General features: G+C 67.6%; 15 protein-coding genes. 9 read left to right on the forward strand and 6 right to left on the reverse strand.

The genetic code is table 11. The features are described from left to right. Nucleotides 1-60: 60 nt before the first annotated feature. Nucleotides 61-1,005 (reverse strand): dioxygenase family protein, encoded by a 945-nt coding sequence (locus AC07O3_RS09885; protein WP_495339193.1) that lies wholly within the window; start codon nucleotides 1,003-1,005, stop codon nucleotides 61-63. 118 nt (nucleotides 1,006-1,123) lie between these two features. Beyond that, on the reverse strand, nucleotides 1,124-2,650 hold the full coding sequence (locus AC07O3_RS09890; RefSeq protein WP_426388920.1) for a sigma-54 interaction domain-containing protein: 1,527 nt from the start codon (nucleotides 2,648-2,650) through the stop codon (nucleotides 1,124-1,126). A 138-nt stretch (nucleotides 2,651-2,788) separates the two neighbouring features. Here AC07O3_RS09890 and AC07O3_RS09895 point away from each other — a divergent pair, with 138 nt between their 5' ends. Genes AC07O3_RS09895 through AC07O3_RS09910 form a run of 4 tightly spaced genes read left to right on the forward strand, consistent with a single transcriptional unit; the run spans nucleotide 2,789 to nucleotide 9,326 of the window. After that, nucleotides 2,789-3,493 carry a TetR/AcrR family transcriptional regulator gene (locus AC07O3_RS09895; RefSeq protein ID WP_093175908.1) on the forward strand — a complete coding sequence of 235 codons (705 nt, stop codon included), beginning with the start codon at nucleotides 2,789-2,791 and terminating at the stop codon, nucleotides 3,491-3,493. Further along, nucleotides 3,493-4,989, forward strand: coding sequence for an efflux transporter outer membrane subunit (locus AC07O3_RS09900; protein WP_495339194.1), 1,497 nt, complete (start codon nucleotides 3,493-3,495; stop codon nucleotides 4,987-4,989). Before AC07O3_RS09895 ends, AC07O3_RS09900 begins: the two co-directional genes overlap by 1 nt. Next, nucleotides 4,986-6,188 carry an efflux RND transporter periplasmic adaptor subunit gene (locus tag AC07O3_RS09905; protein ID WP_495339195.1) on the forward strand — a complete coding sequence of 401 codons (1,203 nt, stop codon included), beginning with the start codon at nucleotides 4,986-4,988 and terminating at the stop codon, nucleotides 6,186-6,188. The genes AC07O3_RS09900 and AC07O3_RS09905 overlap by 4 nt, the downstream gene beginning before the upstream one ends. A gap of 21 nt (nucleotides 6,189-6,209) precedes the next feature. Beyond that, nucleotides 6,210-9,326 carry an efflux RND transporter permease subunit gene (locus tag AC07O3_RS09910; protein WP_093056427.1) on the forward strand — a complete coding sequence of 1,039 codons (3,117 nt, stop codon included), beginning with the start codon at nucleotides 6,210-6,212 and terminating at the stop codon, nucleotides 9,324-9,326. 67 nt (nucleotides 9,327-9,393) lie between these two features. Here the strand turns inward: AC07O3_RS09910 and AC07O3_RS09915 are convergent, their stop codons facing one another. The 3 genes from AC07O3_RS09915 to AC07O3_RS09925 all read right to left on the reverse strand — a co-directional run bounded on the left by AC07O3_RS09915 (nucleotide 9,394) and on the right by AC07O3_RS09925 (nucleotide 12,552). Then, nucleotides 9,394-10,917, reverse strand: coding sequence for a tripartite tricarboxylate transporter permease (locus AC07O3_RS09915; RefSeq protein ID WP_093056426.1), 1,524 nt, complete (start codon nucleotides 10,915-10,917; stop codon nucleotides 9,394-9,396). Nucleotide 10,918: 1 nt separating this feature from the next. After that, on the reverse strand, nucleotides 10,919-11,455 hold the full coding sequence (locus tag AC07O3_RS09920) for a tripartite tricarboxylate transporter TctB family protein (protein ID WP_093056425.1): 537 nt from the start codon (nucleotides 11,453-11,455) through the stop codon (nucleotides 10,919-10,921). A 137-nt stretch (nucleotides 11,456-11,592) separates the two neighbouring features. After that, on the reverse strand, nucleotides 11,593-12,552 hold the full coding sequence (locus AC07O3_RS09925) for a tripartite tricarboxylate transporter substrate binding protein (protein WP_013541867.1): 960 nt from the start codon (nucleotides 12,550-12,552) through the stop codon (nucleotides 11,593-11,595). 136 nt (nucleotides 12,553-12,688) lie between these two features. Between AC07O3_RS09925 and AC07O3_RS09930 the strand changes: the two genes are divergently transcribed. The 4 genes from AC07O3_RS09930 to AC07O3_RS09945 all read left to right on the forward strand — a co-directional run bounded on the left by AC07O3_RS09930 (nucleotide 12,689) and on the right by AC07O3_RS09945 (nucleotide 16,142). Further along, nucleotides 12,689-13,372, forward strand: coding sequence for a response regulator transcription factor (locus AC07O3_RS09930; RefSeq protein WP_093056424.1), 684 nt, complete (start codon nucleotides 12,689-12,691; stop codon nucleotides 13,370-13,372). Then, a complete protein-coding gene (locus AC07O3_RS09935; RefSeq protein ID WP_495339196.1) occupies nucleotides 13,369-14,814 on the forward strand; it encodes a sensor histidine kinase in 1,446 nt (481 codons plus the stop codon). The genes AC07O3_RS09930 and AC07O3_RS09935 overlap by 4 nt, the downstream gene beginning before the upstream one ends. A gap of 19 nt (nucleotides 14,815-14,833) precedes the next feature. After that, on the forward strand, nucleotides 14,834-15,271 hold the full coding sequence (locus tag AC07O3_RS09940; RefSeq protein WP_093056422.1) for an RNA-binding S4 domain-containing protein: 438 nt from the start codon (nucleotides 14,834-14,836) through the stop codon (nucleotides 15,269-15,271). A gap of 64 nt (nucleotides 15,272-15,335) precedes the next feature. After that, on the forward strand, nucleotides 15,336-16,142 hold the full coding sequence (locus tag AC07O3_RS09945) for a PPK2 family polyphosphate kinase (protein ID WP_093073699.1): 807 nt from the start codon (nucleotides 15,336-15,338) through the stop codon (nucleotides 16,140-16,142). Nucleotides 16,143-16,184: 42 nt separating this feature from the next. On the opposite strand, the gene AC07O3_RS09950 is transcribed toward AC07O3_RS09945, so the two are convergent. After that, nucleotides 16,185-16,853: a hypothetical protein gene (locus AC07O3_RS09950; RefSeq protein ID WP_093073697.1), complete on the reverse strand. Its 669-nt coding sequence runs from the start codon at nucleotides 16,851-16,853 to the stop codon at nucleotides 16,185-16,187. 220 nt (nucleotides 16,854-17,073) lie between these two features. On the opposite strand from AC07O3_RS09950, the gene AC07O3_RS09955 reads away from it, so the two are divergent. Beyond that, entirely contained in the window at nucleotides 17,074-19,017 is a 1,944-nt protein-coding gene (locus AC07O3_RS09955) for a sensor histidine kinase (protein ID WP_495339197.1), read from the forward strand. The last annotated feature ends 8 nt before the right edge of the window (nucleotides 19,018-19,025 follow it).

A 19,025-nucleotide genomic window follows, 5' to 3' on the forward strand; every position in this document is an offset into this window, starting at 1 on the left:
TCATGGGTGATACGAAATGGGGGTGATGCGATGCCCCCATTCTCGGACCACCCGGATCGCCTACACCGCGAGGCCGATGACGGCACGCGCGGTGTAGCCAGCGCTGGCGCTGCCCGACATCGTGGGCGTCATCGCCGCAATCTGCGCGGCCGTGTTGTCGCCGAAGACGTTGTCGGTGGACAGCGACACCGCCGCCAGGTTGGCCACGCTCGCGCTGTAGCCGGTGACGTTCGGGTAGATCGCATTGCAGACGTCGCTGGGCATGGCCAGCTGCGAGGTGAGCACGGAGTTCTTGCCGGTGGTAGCGGCCGACAGGCTGGTGAACACCTCGAAATGCATGTGCGGCCAACGGCCCGAGTAGCAGGCCGGAAAGATGGTCGTGAAGCTCACCTGCCCCGCGCTGTCGGTGACCTGCACGCCGCGCAGGTAGCTTTCGGCCGAGGCCGTGTACAACGAATAGTTGCCGCTGCGGTCGCAGTGCCACAGGTAGATCGCATAGCCCGCCAGCCCGGCGCAGCTGGCGTTGGTGTTCTGCAGCGTCAGCGTGATCGTCAGGGCCACGCCCTGCGCCACGGTGCTCGAACTGATGAAGCTGCTGCGGATGTCGCTTCGCACGATACCGCTGGCGGTGAGCACGTCGGAGGTCGAGCCGGAGGCGGTGTTGGTGCCGTCCGCGGGATAGGGGCCGGAGGTCTCAGCGGGCAACGCGGGGCAGGCACTATTGCTGGTGCTCGTAGTGGTGCTGGTCGACGTGCTGGAGGTCGTACTCGTGCTGGCTGCCGTGGTACCCGACGTCGCCGCAGCGCTTACGGCGGCAGCGGTCAGCGCACTGGCGCCGCTCGAATCGCTGCCGCCACCTCCGCCGCAACTGGCCAGCAGCGCCGAGGAAGAAAGCCAGAGCAAAGCTCGGCGACGCTCCAGGAGTTGCGCCTCCATGCGCGGAAGGTCTTCTGCCAGGCTGTGGCCGTGGTGTTGCGATTCGGGGTGGGCGCCGAAGGTTTTCATGCGGGGTTTCTTGCAGGTTAAAACCCGCAGCATCCGCAAGCCGCTTTGCGCACAAATTTCACCGTGTTGCAGCTTTGTTGCTGAACGCGGCCGGCCCGCGGGCCCGGGCGCTTCCTCTTCAGCGAACCGGATTCGTCATGCGCTCGTACAGCGTCGCGCGCGAAATGCCGAGCAGCCGCGAAGTGGCGAGCTTGTTGCCGCCCGTGCTCGCGAGCGCGGCGGCAATGGCCTTGTGCTCCAGCTCTGCAATCTGCTGGGCCAGCGGCCGCAGCAGCGCTCCCTCTTCGTCGCCCGACAGCTGCATGGCGTCAGGCGGCGCAATCTGGTCGAGTCCAGCTTCTCGCAGGATCCGTTCGAGCTGAACGGCGTCGATACGCTGCGAGTCACTGCGCATGGTCACCTGCTCCAGCACGTTGCGCAGCTCCCGGATGTTGCCGCGCCAGTGCTGGCCCGCGAGCAGAGCGAGCGCGTCGGGCGTGAGCTCGGGCGGTGCCTCGCCACTGCGCAGCGCCATGTCTTCGCCCAGTGCCTCGACCAGCGCGGGAATATCCGCGCGCCGCTCGCGCAATGGCGGCACGCGCAGCGGAAGCACATTGAGGCGGTAATACAAGTCTTCGCGGAACTGCCCGCGCCGCACCAGCTCGGGCAGGTCGCGCGAGGTGGCGGCGATCACACGCGCGTCGAAGGGCACGAGCTTGTTGGAGCCCAGCGGCTCGATCTCGCCTTCCTGCAGCGCGCGCAGCAGCTTGGCCTGCAGGCCGAGCGGCATGTCGCCGATCTCGTCGAGGAAAAGGCTGCCGCCGTCGGCCAGCTTGAATTTGCCTTCGCGGCCCTTGCGGTCGGCACCGGTGAAGGCGCCGGGCGCGAAGCCGAAGAACTCGGCTTCGAGCAGCGTGTCGGGCACGGCCGCGATGTTGACGCTGACGAACTGCCCCTTCGCGCGCGCGGACGAGGCATGAATCGCGTGCGCCAGCAGCTCCTTGCCAGTGCCGGTTTCGCCCAGCAGCAGCACCGGACTGGCCGACTGCGCCGCACGGCGCGCGTGCCGCTTCACTTCCACCGCCGCCGGGCTGCTGCCGATGAAGCTCGCGAAGGTGTACTTGGAACGGCGCTGGCCGTCGGGCGCGTGCTGGTACAGCGGGTTGTTGCGCTGGCTCGCAAGCTCGCGCCGCGCATCGTCGAGGTCGCGCTGCAGCAGCGCGAACTTGCTGATGAGCGGCTGCAGCGTGGTCTCGGGCTGGTCGAACAGCACGATGCCGATGGCACCGATCACGTCTCCCATTCCTCCTTCGCCGCCCCCGCGTTCTTCGCGCAACGGGATGCGGCTGACCACGAAGGTGCCGGCCTTGTTGGTGAGCAGGTCGATCAATATCGGCTCGCCGGTCTCGAGCACGCGCCGCATCTGCGTGTTGGGAATCACGTCTTCCACCATGTGCCCCATGAACTGGTCGATGGAAGAAAAGCCCAGCGCCGGCAGGAAGCGCCGGTAGCCTTCATTCACCCACACGATGCGCCCGCTGCTGTCCACCAGGAACATGCCCTGGCTGATGCTTGAAAACAAATGAAACATCGAGCGCGCGGCCAGCGCGAGGATCCCTTCGGCATCGAGGGGCAATGTGGGCGGTGCGGTGGGAGCGGCGGGCATGGCGCGAATCGTAGCGCGCATCAAACCGCAACAAATCGGGCAGCAAATGCCTTCAGGAAATGCTCAGAATCCGGCCCCAGGACAAAACCCTTCAGCAAACCTTAAGTAAATCAATCGTTTGATTTCATGCATGGTGTAATGCCGGGCATGAACGCGAGAGACCCGATTACCCAGGCCCCACGCCGCGCACCGCGCAGCGATGGCGCCGAGGCACGCCACCGGCTGCTCCACACCGCGCTGCGGCTGTTCGCGCAAAAGGGGTTTTCCAAGACCTCCACGCGTGAGATCGCCCGCGAGGCCGAAGTCAACATCTCGGCCATCAGCTACTACTTCGGTGACAAGGAAGGGCTGTACACGGCCACCTTCTGCGAGCCGATGGGCGGCGACTCCAGCGACCTGATCGTCGCCTGCAACGCGCCCGGCCAGTCGCTCGAAACCACGCTGCGCCTGTGCATGGTGTCCATGATCGACCCGCTCAAGCAGGGCGAGATCGTGCGGCAATGCATCCAGCTGCACATGCGCGAGATGCTGGAGCCCACCAGCCGCTGGGCCGAGGAGCTGGAGCGCGACATCAAGGGCCCGCACCGCGCCATTGCCGACCTGCTGTGCCGCCACCTGAAGGTGGAGCGGGCCGACGACGACATCCACCGCCTGACCTTCGCGATCACCGGACTGTCGATGCAGCTCTACGTGAGCCAGGATTTCATCGAGGCCATCCGCCCTTCGCTGCTGCGCACGCCGCGCGCCATCGACACCTGGGCCGACCGCCTCACGGGCTATGCGCTGGCGCTGGTGGAAGCCGAAGCGGCCCGCCGCCGCGCCGAGAGAAAGCTGAAGAAATGATGAGAAGACTCCGACTGAAACTGATGGCCACCCTCTGCCTGGGCATCGGCCTGGCAGGTTGCTCGTTGACGCGCCCGCCGACGCAGGTGGAAGCGCCCGTCCCCGCGCAATGGCACGCTCCCCTGCCGCATGGCGGCTCGCTCGCGTCGCTGGCCGACTGGTGGCGCCAGCTCGACGATCCGCTGCTGGTCGAGCTGATCGCCGCCGCCGAGGTTGCGAGCCCCAACGTCGCCAGCGCCGCGGCGCGCGTGGCCGAAGCGCGCTCCGCGCGCGTGCAGGCCGGCGCCGCGCTGCTGCCGAGCCTGGACGGCACGGCATCGGCCAGCCGCGGCACCTCGGGCTTTTCTTCCAGCAGCAGTTCGAGCAGCAGCCTCTCGGCCAGCACGCCAATCACCACGCTTCAGGCCGGCCTGCAGTCGAAGTGGGAAGTCGATCTGTTCGGCCGCCTGCGCGCCGACCGCGACTCCGCCGAAGCCAAGCAGAACAGCGCCAACGCCAAATGGCACGACGCCCGCGTGGCGGTGGCAGCCGAAACGGCCAACGCCTATTTTTCAGAGCGCGCCTGCCAGCAGCAACTGCGCGTGTCCGAAGCGGACGCGCGTTCGCGCTCGGAAACCGCGCGGCTCAACGACCTCTCCGCGAAGGCCGGCTTCACCGCGCCGGCCGATGCCGCGCTGGCACGCGCCAGCGCCTCCGACGCCTCGGGCCGGCTCACGCAGCAGCGCGCCCAGTGCGCGGTGCAGCGCAAGGCGCTGGTGGCGCTCAGCGGCATCGACGAAACCACGCTCGAACAGAAGCTCGCCGCCTCGCCCGCCCAGAGCGCGCTGCCGGTCGTGGGCAGCATCGCCAGCGTGCCGGCCGAGGCTATCTCGCAGCGGCCCGATGTGTACTCGGCCGAACTCGGCGTGGCCTCGGCCAGCGCCGACGTGGGCTCGGCCGAGGCCGAGCGCTACCCCAAGCTCACGGTGTCGGGCTCCATCGGTCGCACGCAGTACCGCGTCGATGGCCTGCGCCAGTCGCTCGAGACCTGGACTGTGGGCCCGATCTCGCTGACCGTGCCGCTGCTCGACGGCGGCTCGCGCAAGGCGAACATCGATGCCGCCAAGGCGCGCTACGCCGAAGCCGTGTCGCTCTACCGCTCCAACGTGCGACAGGCGGTGCGCGAAGTCGAAGAAGCGCTGATCAACCTCGACGCCACCGACGCCCGCACCACCGATGCCGACGCCGCGGTGAAGAACTACCAGGCCTCCTTCGACGCCACGCAGGCCCGCTACAGCAGCGGCCTCGCAAGCCTGTTCGAGCTGGAAGACTCGCGCCGCACGCTGTTCACCGCGCAGACCGCGCGCGTCACGCTGCAGCGCGAGCGCACCGAGGCATGGGTTGCGCTGTACCGCTCGATGGGTGGCGGCTGGAACCGCCAGTCGGCCTCGGCCCCATCTTCCGAATCGTCCTCACTGACCTCCACCCCGGCCACCAAGGTCGCGACGTCGCCATGAAATCAATGAAGCGTTCCACCCTCGTCATCGCGCTGATTGCGCTGGTCGTCGTCATCGCGGCGATCTTCTTCATGACGCGCGGCAAGCCGTCGGATAAGTCGGCCGATCCTGCCGCAGCAGCCAAGACCAAGGACGGCGCCCACTCGCCCAAGCCCGCGCTGACCGTCACCGTCGCCAAGCCCGAAGCCACCGAGCTGATGCTCACGCTCGCAGCCAACGGCAACGTGGCTGCCTGGCAGGAGGCCGTGGTCGGCTCCGAGTCCAACGGCCTGAAGCTGGCCGAAGTGCGCGTGAACGTGGGCGACGTGGTCAAGAAGGGCCAGGTGCTCGCGGTGTTCTCGCCCGAGACGGTGCAGGCCGACATTGCGCAATCGCGCGCCTCCCTGGCCGAAGCCCGCGCCACTGCTGCCGACGCCGCAGGCAATGCCGCACGCGCCCGCACGCTGCAGGCCACCGGCGCACTGAGCCAGCAGCAGATCAACCAGTACCAGACCACCGAGCAGACCGCCAAGGCACGCGTCGAGGCAGCCGAGGCCGTGCTGGCCGCGCAGCAGGTACGCGGTCGCAACACGCAGGTGCTGGCGCCCGACGACGGCGTGATCTCGGCACGCACCGCCACGGTGGGCAGCGTGGTGTCGGCCGGCACCGAGCTGTTCCGGCTGATCCGCCAGGGCCGGCTCGAATGGCGCGCCGAAGTGACCTCGGCCGAACTCAGCCGCGTCGCGGTCGGCACCACCGCCTTCGTGGTGAGTGCCAGCGGCGCACAGGTGCGCGGCAAGGTTCGCAGCATCGCGCCCACGGTCGATCCGCAGACGCGCGCAGCGCTGGTGTACGTCGACCTGCCCAACGTGCAGCAGAACACCGGCATCAAGGCCGGCATGTTCGCGCGCGGCGACTTCGAGTTGGGCCGCAGCACGGCGCCGACGGTGCCACAGGCCTCCATCGTGCCGCGCGACGGCTTCAACAACGTCTTTCTGCTGAAGCCCGACAACAAGGTGACCCAGCTGAAGGTACAGATCGGCCGGCGCCTGAACGACCGCATCGAGATCACCAGCGCGCTGCCCGACGGCGCCCAGGTGATCGTGCAAGGCGCGGGCTTCCTCAACGACGGCGACCTGGTGCGCGTGGTGGATGCGCCCGCATCCGCATCCGCGGCGCAGCCGGCCAGGTCTGCGGCCTCCGCTGCCGCGGCCAAGTAAGCAATTCAAAGGAACACGCCCATGAACGTTTCCGCCTGGTCCATACGCAACCCGATTCCGGCGGTGATGCTGTTCGTGCTGCTCACCTTCGGTGGGTTGCTGTCGTTCAACGCGATGAAGGTGCAGAACTTTCCGGACATCGACCTGCCGACCGTGACGGTCTCGGCGTCGCTGCCCGGCGCGGCGCCTTCGCAGCTGGAGACCGACGTCGCGCGCAAGCTCGAGAACTCCATTGCCACCGTGCAGGGCCTGAAGCACATCACCACCAAGGTGCAGGACGGCGCCGCCACGCTGATCGTCGAATTCCGCCTCGAGAAGCCGGTGCAGGAGGCCGTGGACGACGTGCGCTCCGCGGTGCAGCGCGTGCGCGCCGACCTGCCGGCCGACGTGCGCGACCCGGTCGTCACCAAGCTCGACTTCGCGGCCCAGCCGGTGCTGGCCTTCACCATTGCCTCGTCGGCCATGGACAGCGAGGCGCTGAGCTGGTTCGTCGACAACGACGTCACCAAGAAGCTGCTCGCGCTGCCCGGCGTGGGCGCGGTGAACCGCGTGGGCGGCGTCACGCGCCAGGTGCACATCGACCTCGACCCGAGCAAGCTGCAGGCGCTGGGCGCCTCGGCGGCCGACATCTCGCGCCAGCTGCGCCAGGTGCAGACCGAAAGCGCGGGCGGCCGTTTCGACCTTGGCGGCAGCGAACAGCCGGTGCGCACCATGGCCACCGTGAAGTCGGCCGACCAGCTCGCCGACATGCAGATCGTGCTGACCGACGGCCGGCGCATCCGCCTCGACCAGGTGGCGCGCGTGAGTGACACCATCGCCGAGCCGCGCGCGGCCGCGCTGCTCAACGGCAAGCCGGTGGTGGGCTTCGAAGTGGCGCGCAGCCGCGGCGCCAGCGAAGTGGAAGTGGGCCACGCGGTGCAGAAGGCGCTGGCCGACATGCGCGCGCAACGCCCCGACATCGAGCTGACCGAGGCCTTCAACTTCGTCGACCCGGTGGAAGAGGAATACAACGGCTCGCTGCACCTGCTGTACGAGGGCGCCATCCTCGCGGTGATCGTGGTGTGGCTGTTCCTGCGCGACTGGCGCGCCACCTTCGTCTCGGCGATTGCGCTGCCGATGTCGGTGATTCCGGCGTTCATCGGCATGCACCTGCTGGGCTTCTCGGTCAACGTGATCTCGCTGCTCGCGCTGTCGCTGGTGGTCGGCATATTGGTGGACGACGCCATCGTGGAGGTCGAGAACATCGTGCGCCACCTGCGCATGGGCAAGTCGCCCTACCAGGCGGCCATGGAGGCGGCGGATGAAATCGGCCTGGCCGTGATCGCCACCACCTTCACGCTGATCGCGGTGTTCCTCCCCACGGCCTTCATGAGCGGCGTGGCTGGCAAGTTCTTCAAGCAGTTCGGCTGGACGGCATCGCTCGCGGTGTTCGCCTCGCTGGTGGTCGCGCGGGTGCTCACGCCCATGATGGCGGCCTACATCCTGAAGCCCGTCGTCGGCGCCGAGAAGGAACCCGGCTGGCTGCGCTGGTACATGCGCGCGGTGACGTGGAGCACGCACAACCGCTTCAAGACGATGGTGCTGGCCACCCTCTTCTTCTTCGGCTCGCTGGCGATGATCCCGCTGCTCAAGACCGGCTTCATTCCGCCGGACGACAACTCGCAGACGCAGATCTACCTGTCGCTCGCGCCCGGCTCCACGCTGGCGCAAACCACCGCGGCCGCCGAGGAAACCCGCAACCGCGTGATGCAGATCAACCACGTGAAGAGCGTCTACACCACGGTGGCCGGCGGCAGTGCGGGCGGCGACCCGTTCGCGAACTTCGGCACGCCCGAGACGCGCAAGGCCACGCTCACCATCAAGCTCGATGAGCGCGGCGACCGGCCGCGCAAGCAGGTGATCGAGAACCAGATTCGCGCCGCGCTCGAAACGCTGCCCGGCGTGCGCAGCACCGTGGGCCTCGGCGGCTCGGGCGAGAAGTACATCCTGGCGCTGACCGGCGAAGACCCGGTGGCGCTGGCCAGCGCCGCCAGCGCGGTCGAAAAAGACCTGCGCACCATTCCTGGCCTGGGCAACATCACCTCCACCGCGAGCCTGATCCGCCCCGAAATTGCCGTGCGCCCCGACTTCGCACGCGCCGCCGACCTGGGCGTGACCAGCTCCGCCATTGCCGAAACGTTGCGCGTGGCCACTCTGGGCGACTACGACCAGTCGCTGGCCAAGCTCAACCTCGCGCAGCGGCAGGTGCCGATCGTGGTGAAACTGGAAGACTCCGCGCGAAAAGACATCGACCTGCTCGGACGCTTGGCAGTGCCAGGCACGCGCGGCCCGGTCATGCTGAACCAGGTGGCTTCGCTCACGATGGAAGGCGGCCCGGCCGTCATCGACCGCTACGACCGCTCGCGCAACGTGAACTTCGAGATCGAGCTGTCGGGCGTGGGCCTGGGCGACGCCAAGGACGCGGTGACGAAGCTGCCGTCGATCGTGAACCTGCCACCGGGCGTGCGCATCGCCGAGATAGGCGACGCTGAAGTCATGACCGAGCTGTTCGCCAGCTTCGGGCTCGCGATGCTGACGGGCGTGCTGTGCATCTACATCGTGCTGGTGCTGCTGTTCAAGGACTTCCTGCACCCGGTCACCATCCTGTGCGCGCTGCCGCTGGCCCTGGGCGGTGCATTCGTGGGGCTGCTGATCGGGCAGAAGGCGCTGTCGATGCCCTCGCTGATCGGGCTCATCATGCTGATGGGCATTGCCACCAAGAACTCGATTCTTCTGGTGGAGTACGCCATCGTCGCGCGCCGCGACCACGGCATGAGCCGCTGGGACGCGCTGCGCGACGCCTGCCACAAGCGTGCGCGGCCCATCATCATGACCACGCTCGCCATGGGCGCGGGCATGCTGCCGATCGCGGTCGGTTTTGGCGCGGCAGATTCGAGCTTCCGCTCTCCGATGGCGATGGCGGTGATCGGGGGGCTGATCACCTCGACGGTGCTGAGCCTGCTGGTTGTGCCTGCCGTGTTCACCTACATCGACGACATCGAGCACTGGATTCGTCGCACCGTGCGCAAGCTGCGCGGGCAGCCGGCGGATCCGCATATCGACGACGACCTGGTCGAGACGCCTGCGGCGGGGCGGTAAGGCGCCCCGGCGGAAATAAAAAAAGCTGCGGCATTGCCGCAGCTTTTTTTTCGTGCCCCAAGGAAGATCAGGCGTCCAGCTGTGCCAGCCGCTTCAGCTTGCGTTCGCTCATGCGCTTGGCCAGGCGCGGAAGCACCAGCACGGCCACCACGATGACGACCAGCGCGATCGACATCGGGCGCTGGAAGAACACCACCGCGCTGCCCTCGCCGATCGACATGGCATTGCGCAGCTGCGCTTCGGCGAGCGGGCCGAGGATCATGCCGACCACCACGGGTGCGGTCGGAAAGTCGAAGCGGCGCATCACCACGCCCAGCAGGCCGATGGCGTACAGCAGGAACAGGTCGAACCCGCTCTGGCGCATGCCGTAGGCACCCACCGTCGCGAAGATCAGGATGCCGGCGTAGAGCTGGGGCTTCGGAATCTTCAGCAGCTTGACCCAGAGGCCGACCATCGGCAGGTTCAGCACCAGCAGCATCACGTTGCCGATGTAGAGCGAGGCGATCAGCGCCCACACCAGCGCGGCCGAGGTGGTGAAGAGTTGCGGGCCCGGCTGGATGCCGTAGTTCTGGAACGCGCCCAGCAGGATCGCGGTGGTGTTCGAGGTCGGAATGCCGAGCGTGAGCAGCGGAATCAACGCGGCCGTCACCGTGGCGTTGTTGGCGGCCTCGGGGCCGGCCACGCCTTCGATGGCGCCGGTGGTGCCGAACTCGGCCTTGGCGTCCTTGTCCTTGGCGAGCTTCTTTTCCATCGCATAGCTCAGGAAAGTCGGAATCTCGGTGCCGCCGGCCGGAATGCAGCCGAAGGGCGTGCCGATGGCGGTGCCGCGCAGCCAGGCGGGAATGGATCGCCTCCAGTCGCGCTTGGTCATGTGCACGCGGCTGAGCTTGTTCTGGCCCTCGACCACCTTGCCTTCATACAGCACGGCGTACAGCACTTCGGCCACGGCGAACAGGCCCACGGCGACCAGGACGATCTCGATGCCGTCGAGCAGCTCGGGCACGCCGCCGGTGTAGCGGCCCTGGCCCGAGATCTGGTCGAGCCCGACGCAGCCGGCCGCCAGGCCGACGAACAGCGCCGTCATGCCGCGCAGCGTGCTCTTGCCGAGCACCGCGCTCACGGTGGTGAAGGCCAGCAGCATGAGGAGGAAATACTCGGGCGGGCCGAGCTTGACCGCAAACTCGGCCACAAAGGGCGCGAACAGCGTGACGATGACCGTGGCAATGGTGCCGGCAACGAAAGAGCCGATGGCGGCCGTTGCGAGCGCCGCGCCCGCCCTTCCGCTCTTGGCCATCTTGTTGCCCTCCATCGCCGTCACCATGCTCGCGGTTTCGCCGGGCGTGTTCAGCAGGATGGAGGTGGTCGAGCCGCCGTACATGGCGCCGTAGTAGATGCCCGAGAAAAAGATCATCGAGGCCGTGATGTCGACCTTGCCGGTGATGGGCAGCAGCATGGCCACCGCCACGGCCGGGCCGATGCCGGGCAGCACGCCCACGGCCGTGCCCAGGGCGCAGCCGACGAGGCACCAGAGCAGATTGATCGGGGTGATCGCCGTGGCGAAACCCGCCATGAGTGCGTTGAAGATTTCCATGTCAGAACCACCCGGTGGAAGTGAGGCCAGGCAGGTTGATGGCCAGGAATTGCGTGAACATCCAGAACACAGGAGCCGCGATCAGCGCGCCGGTGACGATGTCGATGAGCCAGGTGCGCGGTGAGTTGACGCCGCCCTGTCCGCTAGCGCGCCGCAGGCCCTGCACGGCCAGCAGGTAGCACAGCGTGCAGCTCACGATGAAGCCGAGCGTGGTGATGAGCGCCGCGTTGAGCAGCAGCCCCGCCGACACCCAGACAAAGCCGGGCCAGTAGGCATGCTCCGCGCCCGAGGGCGCATCGAGCTCGCGGAAGCCGCCGGTGCGTGCCTCCCACAGGATCCACCCGCCGCACAGCACGAGCACCACGGACACCAGCCAGGGCAGGAAGTTGGGGCCGACGCCGCCGTAGCCGGCTTCGGAAGAAATGCCGATGGCGCCGAAGGCCAGCGCCAGGCCGGTCAGCAGCACGCCGACGCCGACCAGGGTTTGCGGCCAAGTGGCCGCGGGTTGCGCAGGGGCCGAGGATTCTGGAGTTGTCATTTTTTTGTCCTGGAGTGGGAGTACGGGTGCCCCTTCCAGAAACACCGCGGAACCGGCTTTGCCGGGCCGCAGGTGTTGCCCCCGGTAGGGGGTTGGCGCGCGACACGAAGTGCGCGCAGCCTGGGGGCGAGCCGATTTCAGACCATGCCGGATTTCGTCATGATGGCGCGCAGGCTGGCGAAGTCGTCGTCGACGAACTTGGCAAAAGCTTCGCCCGACAGCACGGCCGGCGTCCAGTCGTTCTTCTTGAGCGATTCGGCCCACGACGAGCTCTTCATGGCGGCCAGCACCATGTCGGTCAGCGCCTTGCGCTGCTCGGCCGAGATGCCGGGGGCGCCGTACACGCCGCGCCAGTTGCCGATTTCGACGTCGATGCCCTGCTCCTTCAGCGTGGGCACGTTGATGCCCGGCAGGCGCTGCGCGGAGGTGACGGCAATGGCCTTCATCTTTCCGGCGGCGATGTATTCGGCGAATTCGCTGTAGCCGCTGCCGCCGACGGTAACGTTGCCGCCCAGGATGGCGGCGGTGGCTTCACCGCCTCCGCGGAATGCCACATAGTTGATCTTGGAAGGATCGGCGCCCACCTTCTGCGCAATCATGGCCGCGGCGATGTGCTCGGTGGACCCGCGCGAACCGCCGCCCCACTTCACGCTGCCCGGGTCCTTCTTGAGCTGGTCGACCACGTCCTTCATGGTCTTGAGCGGCGAATTGGCCGGCAGCACGAACACGTTGTATTCGGTGGTCAGGCGCGCAATGGGCGTGGCCTGCTCGAGCTTGACCGGCGGCTTGCCGGTGATGATGCCGCCCAGCATGACCGAGCCCATGACCATCAGCGCGTTGGCGTCGCCCTTGGAGCCGTTCACGAACTGGGCCAGGCCCAGTGCGCCGGCAGCGCCGCCCTTGTTGTCGTAGGTGACGGTGTCGGCCACCTTGGCATCGCTCAGCGCCTTGCCCAGCGCACGGCCGGTGGTGTCCCAGCCGCCGCCCGGGTTGGCGGGGATCATCATCTTGACGTTGGCTGCAGCACGTGCCGAGAGCGGCAGCGCTCCGGCGGCGGCCAGTGCGGCCAAAGACTTCAGAAAGGTGTCGCGACGCATGCGTGTCTCCTGGAATTGGAAGGAACTTGAAAGGAAGCTGACTTTTAGCTGAGCGCTATCATGCGCCGCCCTGCTGTCAGTTGGCTGTCCGCCAGACTGGGGAAAACACCAAAGTAAACACGCCCGCCGCCACCGTATGAAGCTGCTGCTGGTCGAAGACGACCCCTCGATGCAAATCACCCTGCAGCGAACCCTCGGGCGCCGCCGGATCGACGTGCGCGTCTGCGGCGACGGGGCCGAAGCCGTCGCCCAGTGGCGCGCCATCGAGCCCGACGTGGTCGCCCTCGACCTGAGCCTGCCCAACCTCGACGGCCTGCAGGTGCTGGCCCAGGCACGCGCCGAGGGCCTGCGCACGCCGGTGCTGCTGCTGACGGCGCGCGGTACGGTCGGCGACCGCATCGTCGGCCTGAACGCCGGTGCCGACGACTACCTGCCCAAGCCCTTCGACCTCGACGAACTCGAAGCCCGCATTCGCGCGCTGCGCCGGCGCAGCCACGGCGTTGCCGGACCGGACGCGGGGCTCAACCCGCAGGAGATCGGCGGGCTGCGCTTCGAGCCTGACAACGGCGCCATCTATAACCGCGCCGAACTGCTCGAACTCACGCCGCGCGAACTGGCGCTGCTGAAGGCGCTGATGATGAAGCCGGGCCACGCCGTGACCAAGGAGCGCCTGTTCGAGCTGGTGTTTCCGGGCGAGACCGAGGTGCAGTACGAAGCCATCGAGGTGGTGGTGTACCGCCTGCGCAAGAAGCTCGCGGGCACCGGCGCGGTGCTGATGACCATGCGCGGCCTCGGCTATTTATTGCGCCCCGAGGCATGACCCGCGTCTCTTCGCTTCGCGCGCGGCTGCTGCTCGGCATCCTCGCGCCGATTGCCGTGTTCATCGTGATCAACAGCGTGAGCCTGTACCGCCAGAGCCTCGCGGCCGCCACCACGGCCTACGACCGCACGCTGCTCGCCTCGGCCAAGACCATCGGCGAACAGCTCGACGTGGAGGGCTACGACGACCTGGCGCAGCTGCGGGCCATCGTGCCCTATTCCGCGCTCGAGGCCTTCGAGGCCGACAACCGCAGCCGGCTGTTCTACCGGGTCTCGGCGCTCGACGGTGAAATGATCTCGGGCTTTGCCGAGCTGCCGTTCTGGCGCGGCCGCATTCCGGACCGCAGCGCGTACGCAGCGCTGGTCGACTTCTACGACGCGCAGTTCCGCAACCAGCCGGTGCGCGTCGCGGTGCTGCTGCAGCCTGTAGCAAGCGCAACCGGCCGCGGCATGGCCGTGGTGCAGGTGGCCGAGACGCTGGAGCTGCGCGAGACACTGGTGCGCAAGCTGCTGATCGACACGCTGTGGCGCCAGCTGCTGCTGATGGGCGTGATCGCGCTGGTCACCGTGTTCGTGGTGCAGCGCGCCACGCGGTCGGTGCGCGAGCTGGGCGAAGCCATCGAGAAGCGCCAGGCCGACGACCTCTCGCCCATCGACGCGCCCGACGCGCCGCGCGAGCTGCGGCCGCTGATCGACGCCACCACGCAGGTCATGGGCCGGCTGCAGCAGCTGCTCGACCACCAGAAGCGCTTTGTGCGCGACAGCGCCCACCAGCTGCGCACGCCACTGGCCGTGCTGAAGGCGCAGGTGCAGTCGGCGCAGCGCGGCGACGTGGCGCCCGAGCAGGCGCTGGGCGAGATCAGCCACACGGTGGAGCGTGCGACCACGCTGGCCAACCAGATGCTGTCGCTCGCCAAGGTGGAGCAACTGCGCCAGCAGCCGGAGTCGGTAACGCTCGACTTCGGCGAGGTGGCCCGGCAGATCGCGCTCGACCTGTCGCCGCTGGTGGCCGACAAGGCGCTCGACTTCGAACTCGCCATCGACGAGCCCGTGCCGGTGCAGGCCCATCACTGGATGCTGCAGGAGCTCACGCGCAACCTGCTGCACAACGCGATCAAGCAGAGCCCCGTGGGCGCTGCGCTGTCGGTCTCGCTGCGCTCCGAAGGCGGGGACGCGGTGCTCACGGTGCGCGACTGCGGCCCCGGCATCTCGCCCGAGCTGCGGCAGCGCCTGTTCGCGCCCTTCTCCGCCGGCAGCACGTCGAGCGGCTCGGGGCTGGGGCTGGCGATCTGCCGCGAGATCGTGCTGGCGCTCGGCGGGCGCATCAGCCTCGACAACCGCAGTGCGCTGGCCGTGGAGGACGGCACCGAACGGGTGATCGGGCTCGACGCCGTCGTGCGCCTGCCGCTGTCGTCGGCGCCACTCTCGCGGCACAATTCCTGAAATCCACTTCCGACACTTCATGGACCGTCTGCGCATCGACAAATGGCTCTGGGCCGCCCGCTTCTTCAAGACGCGCTCGCTGGCCGCGGAGGAAATCGGCAAGAACCGCGTGCAGGTGAACGGCGACGTCGCCAAGGCCTCGCGCGAGGTCAAGGCGGGCGACACCGTGGCCATGCGCATGGGCCCGCTGACGCGAACCGTGAAGGTGCTCGGCCTCAGCGGCCAGCGCGGACCGGCACCGGTCGCGCAGCAGCTCTACGAGGAAACAGCCGAAAGCGTGGCGGCGCAGGCCGCGTTCCGGGAGCTGCGCCGCATGGGCAGCGAACCGGCGCTGGCCATCGAGCAGGGCCGCCCCACCAAGCGCGACCGGCGCGATCTCGATGGCGCAGTGCGCCAGCATGCCGATTGGGACAACCGCTGGAGCGCCTCGCTGCCCCCTGAAGACGACGACCGCTGACGACCATCCATCGGGTCGATCGCTTACGCTGTCGGCTTCGTTGTTCTTCACGGAGTCCTGCTTCATGGCCAGCTTCAAGAAATACCGCGTCGGCGGCAAGTTCAAGCTCTCGCACATCGACCCCGGCGACACGCCCTTCTGCGAGGGCGACGAAGCCTCCCAGCGCGCCGAAGTCGATGCGCTGGCCGTCGAGCTCGACGAGCTGCAGGACCTGCTGCACGCGGAGGGACGGCGCAAGCTGCTGCTGGTGCTGCAAGGCATGGACACCAGCGGCAAGGACGGCACCGTGCGCTGGGTGTTCTCGCGCACCTCGCCGCTGGGCGTGCGCGTATCGGCCTTCAAGGCACCGACCGTGGACGAACGCGCGCGCGACTACCTCTGGCGCTGCCACGCCGTCGTGCCGCGCACTGGCGAGATCATGGTGTGGAACCGCAGCCACTACGAAGACGTGCTGGTGCCCGTGGTCGAAGGCTGGATCGACAAGGCCGAGGCAAAACGCCGCTACGCACAGATCAACGACTTCGAGCGGCTGCTCACCGAGACCGGCACGGTGGTGGTCAAGTGCATGCTCCACATCGACAAGGACGAGCAGCGCGAACGCCTGCAGGCCCGCATCGACACGCCCGGCAAGCAATGGAAGTTCAGCATGGACGACCTGGAGGTGCGCACCAAGTGGAGCGCCTACCAGCAGGCCTACCAGAACGCGCTGGGCGCCACTTCGACAGACCATGCGCCGTGGTACGTGGTGCCAGCCAACAGCAAGCGGCACCGCAACGTGATGATCGCGCAGCTGCTGGTGAAGACGATGCGTCAGATGAAGCTAAAGGCTCCGCCGCCGGACCCGGCGCTCAAGGGAATGATCGTCAAGTGAGCGACGGCTGAGCAGGCAGGGCCCTCGCGGGCCCATCGAAGCTCAGGAGCGGCGGATCAGCGCCTGCGCCAGCACGCGGCACTTGCCGAACTCGCAGCGCACCGCCCAGGTTCCGCCGTTGTCACAAGGCACGTTGTAGGTTTCGTAGCCGGGGCCCTTGGCCGTGAGTTCGGCGCGCGGCTGAAGGTTGCAGCGGCCGGCCTTGGCGAGCGTTTCGACGTTGTAGGTATCGACGCCGGTGCGGCGCGGCTTCATGACGACGCCGGGGTCGAAGGTGTTGCCATAGAACGAGTCGCGCACGTTGGGGTCGAGGTTGCGATAGCCGCGCTTGGCCATGCAATGCACGATGGCGATCTGCTGGTGCTCGGCAATCAGCTCCGAGTCGGGACGGCCGTTCCAGTCGATGACGGCGGCGGTGATGCCGGTATACGACGCCGCGGCGACGATGCCCTGCCCGTACACCGTGATCAGGCCGACGCCCAGCGCGCCCCACATGGCGTCGCCGGTTTCGCTGCGCGCCGTGATGCGGTTCGACGCCGTGCGGCATTCCGCCACGTCGTTGTCGTAGCGCACCTTGTCCACGCCCTCCATGGCGACCATGGGCACATAGGAAGTGCCCCTGCCCGTTCCGGGCTCGGTGGGTGTAGTCGGTGCGCTGGCGCAACCGGCCAGGGCCACGGCAGCGAACGCAATGCTCAGCAGCAGCTTCATGCAATCCCTCGTCTTCTTCGCGATAGTTGCGGGGATTTAACCATACATATAGTTACTCTTGAACCGCATTTGTCGTGAATGCACTACGGCCGACCTGGATCAGTGGGGCCATACCGAGAAGCCCTGGGCGAGCAACATCGCGCGCATGGTTACAGAATGAGAAAATAGGTTACATAAGCGCTGCCGCATCAGCTTTGGGCGCGACTCATCCGAACACCCCTTGAACTACCGTCCCGCACCCTTCTTCGCCAACGTGGTGCTCGTCCTGTCGATGGCACTGCTGGGTGCCATCGGTGCCTTCCTGGGCGGGACGGCCGGCTTGCAGCAGTCCGACTCGCTGCTGCACCTGACGCGCGCCGACTGGCAGGTCGACGAAGCCTCGGGCTTCAGCACTCCGCCGTTGAAGCAGGACAGCGGCGCCCTGCCGGACACCTGGAAGCGGGTCGAACTGCCCCTGGCCCTTCCCATCGCGCTGCTGCGCCAGGCGGAGGCCTCCTCCACCAGGACGACGCGCACGACCTGGATCAGGCTGTCCACGCGCGGCCTGCCGCCCGACGCCGGGCCGCTGGCGTTGTACGGCATCCGGATCAAGACCGACGGCACCATCGCGGTCTATGCCGACGGGCAACTGGTCCATCGCGCGCAGCAGTCGGGCCCGCTGTGGAACAGCACCCGCACTCCGCTGTGGGTCCAGCTGGACAACAGTGCCGACAGCAAGCCGCCCAGCGAGATCCTCCTGCGCCTGGAGCACACCCGCAACGCCCAGGTGGCGCTGTCGTCGCTGTGGATCGGCCCCATCGACGCACTCAGGGGGCGCCACGGCATGCGCCAGTGGCTGCAGCAGGAGCTGCCCGCGATGCTCGGCGCAGCATTCATGGCCGTGGGCGTGTTCGCGCTGTTCGTGTGGTTCAGGCGCCGCGACGAGACGGGCTACCTGCTGTTCTTCAACCTCGCGGCCACTTCCTTCATGCGGGGACTGCACTTCTACGTGAGCCTGCCCGTCGCCAATGACTGGTTCGCGTGGCTGACCGTCAACTCGCTCTTCTGGCTGGTGATGGTGGTGCACTTCTTCCTGCGCCAGTTGCACGGCCTGCAGCTCAAGTGGCTGACCGTCGGCGTGGTCGTGGCGACCACCACCATCGGCCTCGTCACCCTGCCCGGCTTGAACATCGTGCAGAACACGCCGCAGGTAACGCCCCTGATCTACGCTGTCGCGGCGCTGATGGGCACGCTGGTCTGCCTGGTGGGTAGCGTCAGCGCATGGCGCCGCTCCACCGAAGGGAGGCTGGTCGCGGTCGGCATCGGCATCTGCGTGCTGCTGGGCATGACCGACTGGCTGCTGCAGAACAACTTCATCAGCCCCGAAGGCTGGTATCTGGGGGCGTACACCAACGCCGTCACCTTCAGCGTTTTCGGCGCGCTGATGTACCGCCGCTACATGCACGCCATCGGCGAAGTCGAGCAGCTCAATGCGAGCCTTGCGCAGCGCCTGCAGAAGCGCGAGGCCGAACTCGAGCTCAGCCACCGGCGGCTGCGCGAGGTCGAGCGCCTGCAGACCATCAGCGACGAACGCCAGCGCCTGATGCAGGACATGCACGACGGCCTCGGCTCTTCGCTGATCAGCGCCATCCGCTCGGTCGAAGGCGGCGGCATGAGCGACGACAAGGTCTCGCAGATTCTCAAGAGCTGTCTGGACGACCTGAAGCTCACGCTCGACTCGCTGGAGCCGATCGAGGCCGACCTGCTGCTGCTGCTGGCCACGCTGCGCTACCGGCTGGAACCGCGGCTCGAAGGCACCGGTGTCTCGCTGCGGTGGGAAGTGCAGGAGCTGCCGGCCCTCGACTGGCTCGACCCGTCGAGTGCGCTGCACATCCTGCGCATCGTGCAGGAAAGCATCTCGAACATCCTGCGCCACACGCGCGCGACGGAAATTCGCGTGGGCACCTCGCTTGAAGGCGCGGGCGTGCAGGTGACGATCGAGGACAACGGCCAGGGCTTCGACGTCCAGAAGGTGATGGGCAATCAGTCCGCGGGAGGCCGCGGCCTGCAGAACCAGCGGCGGCGAGCGCAGGCGATCAAAGGCGTGGTGCAGTGGGAATCCAAACCGACGGGAACGCGGTTCGTGTTGTGGCTGCCGTTGCTGCGGGAGAAGCAGGCGGCTTGAGGCCAGCC

It is taken from the genome of Variovorax sp. GW821-FHT09D05 (genome assembly GCF_059416325.1).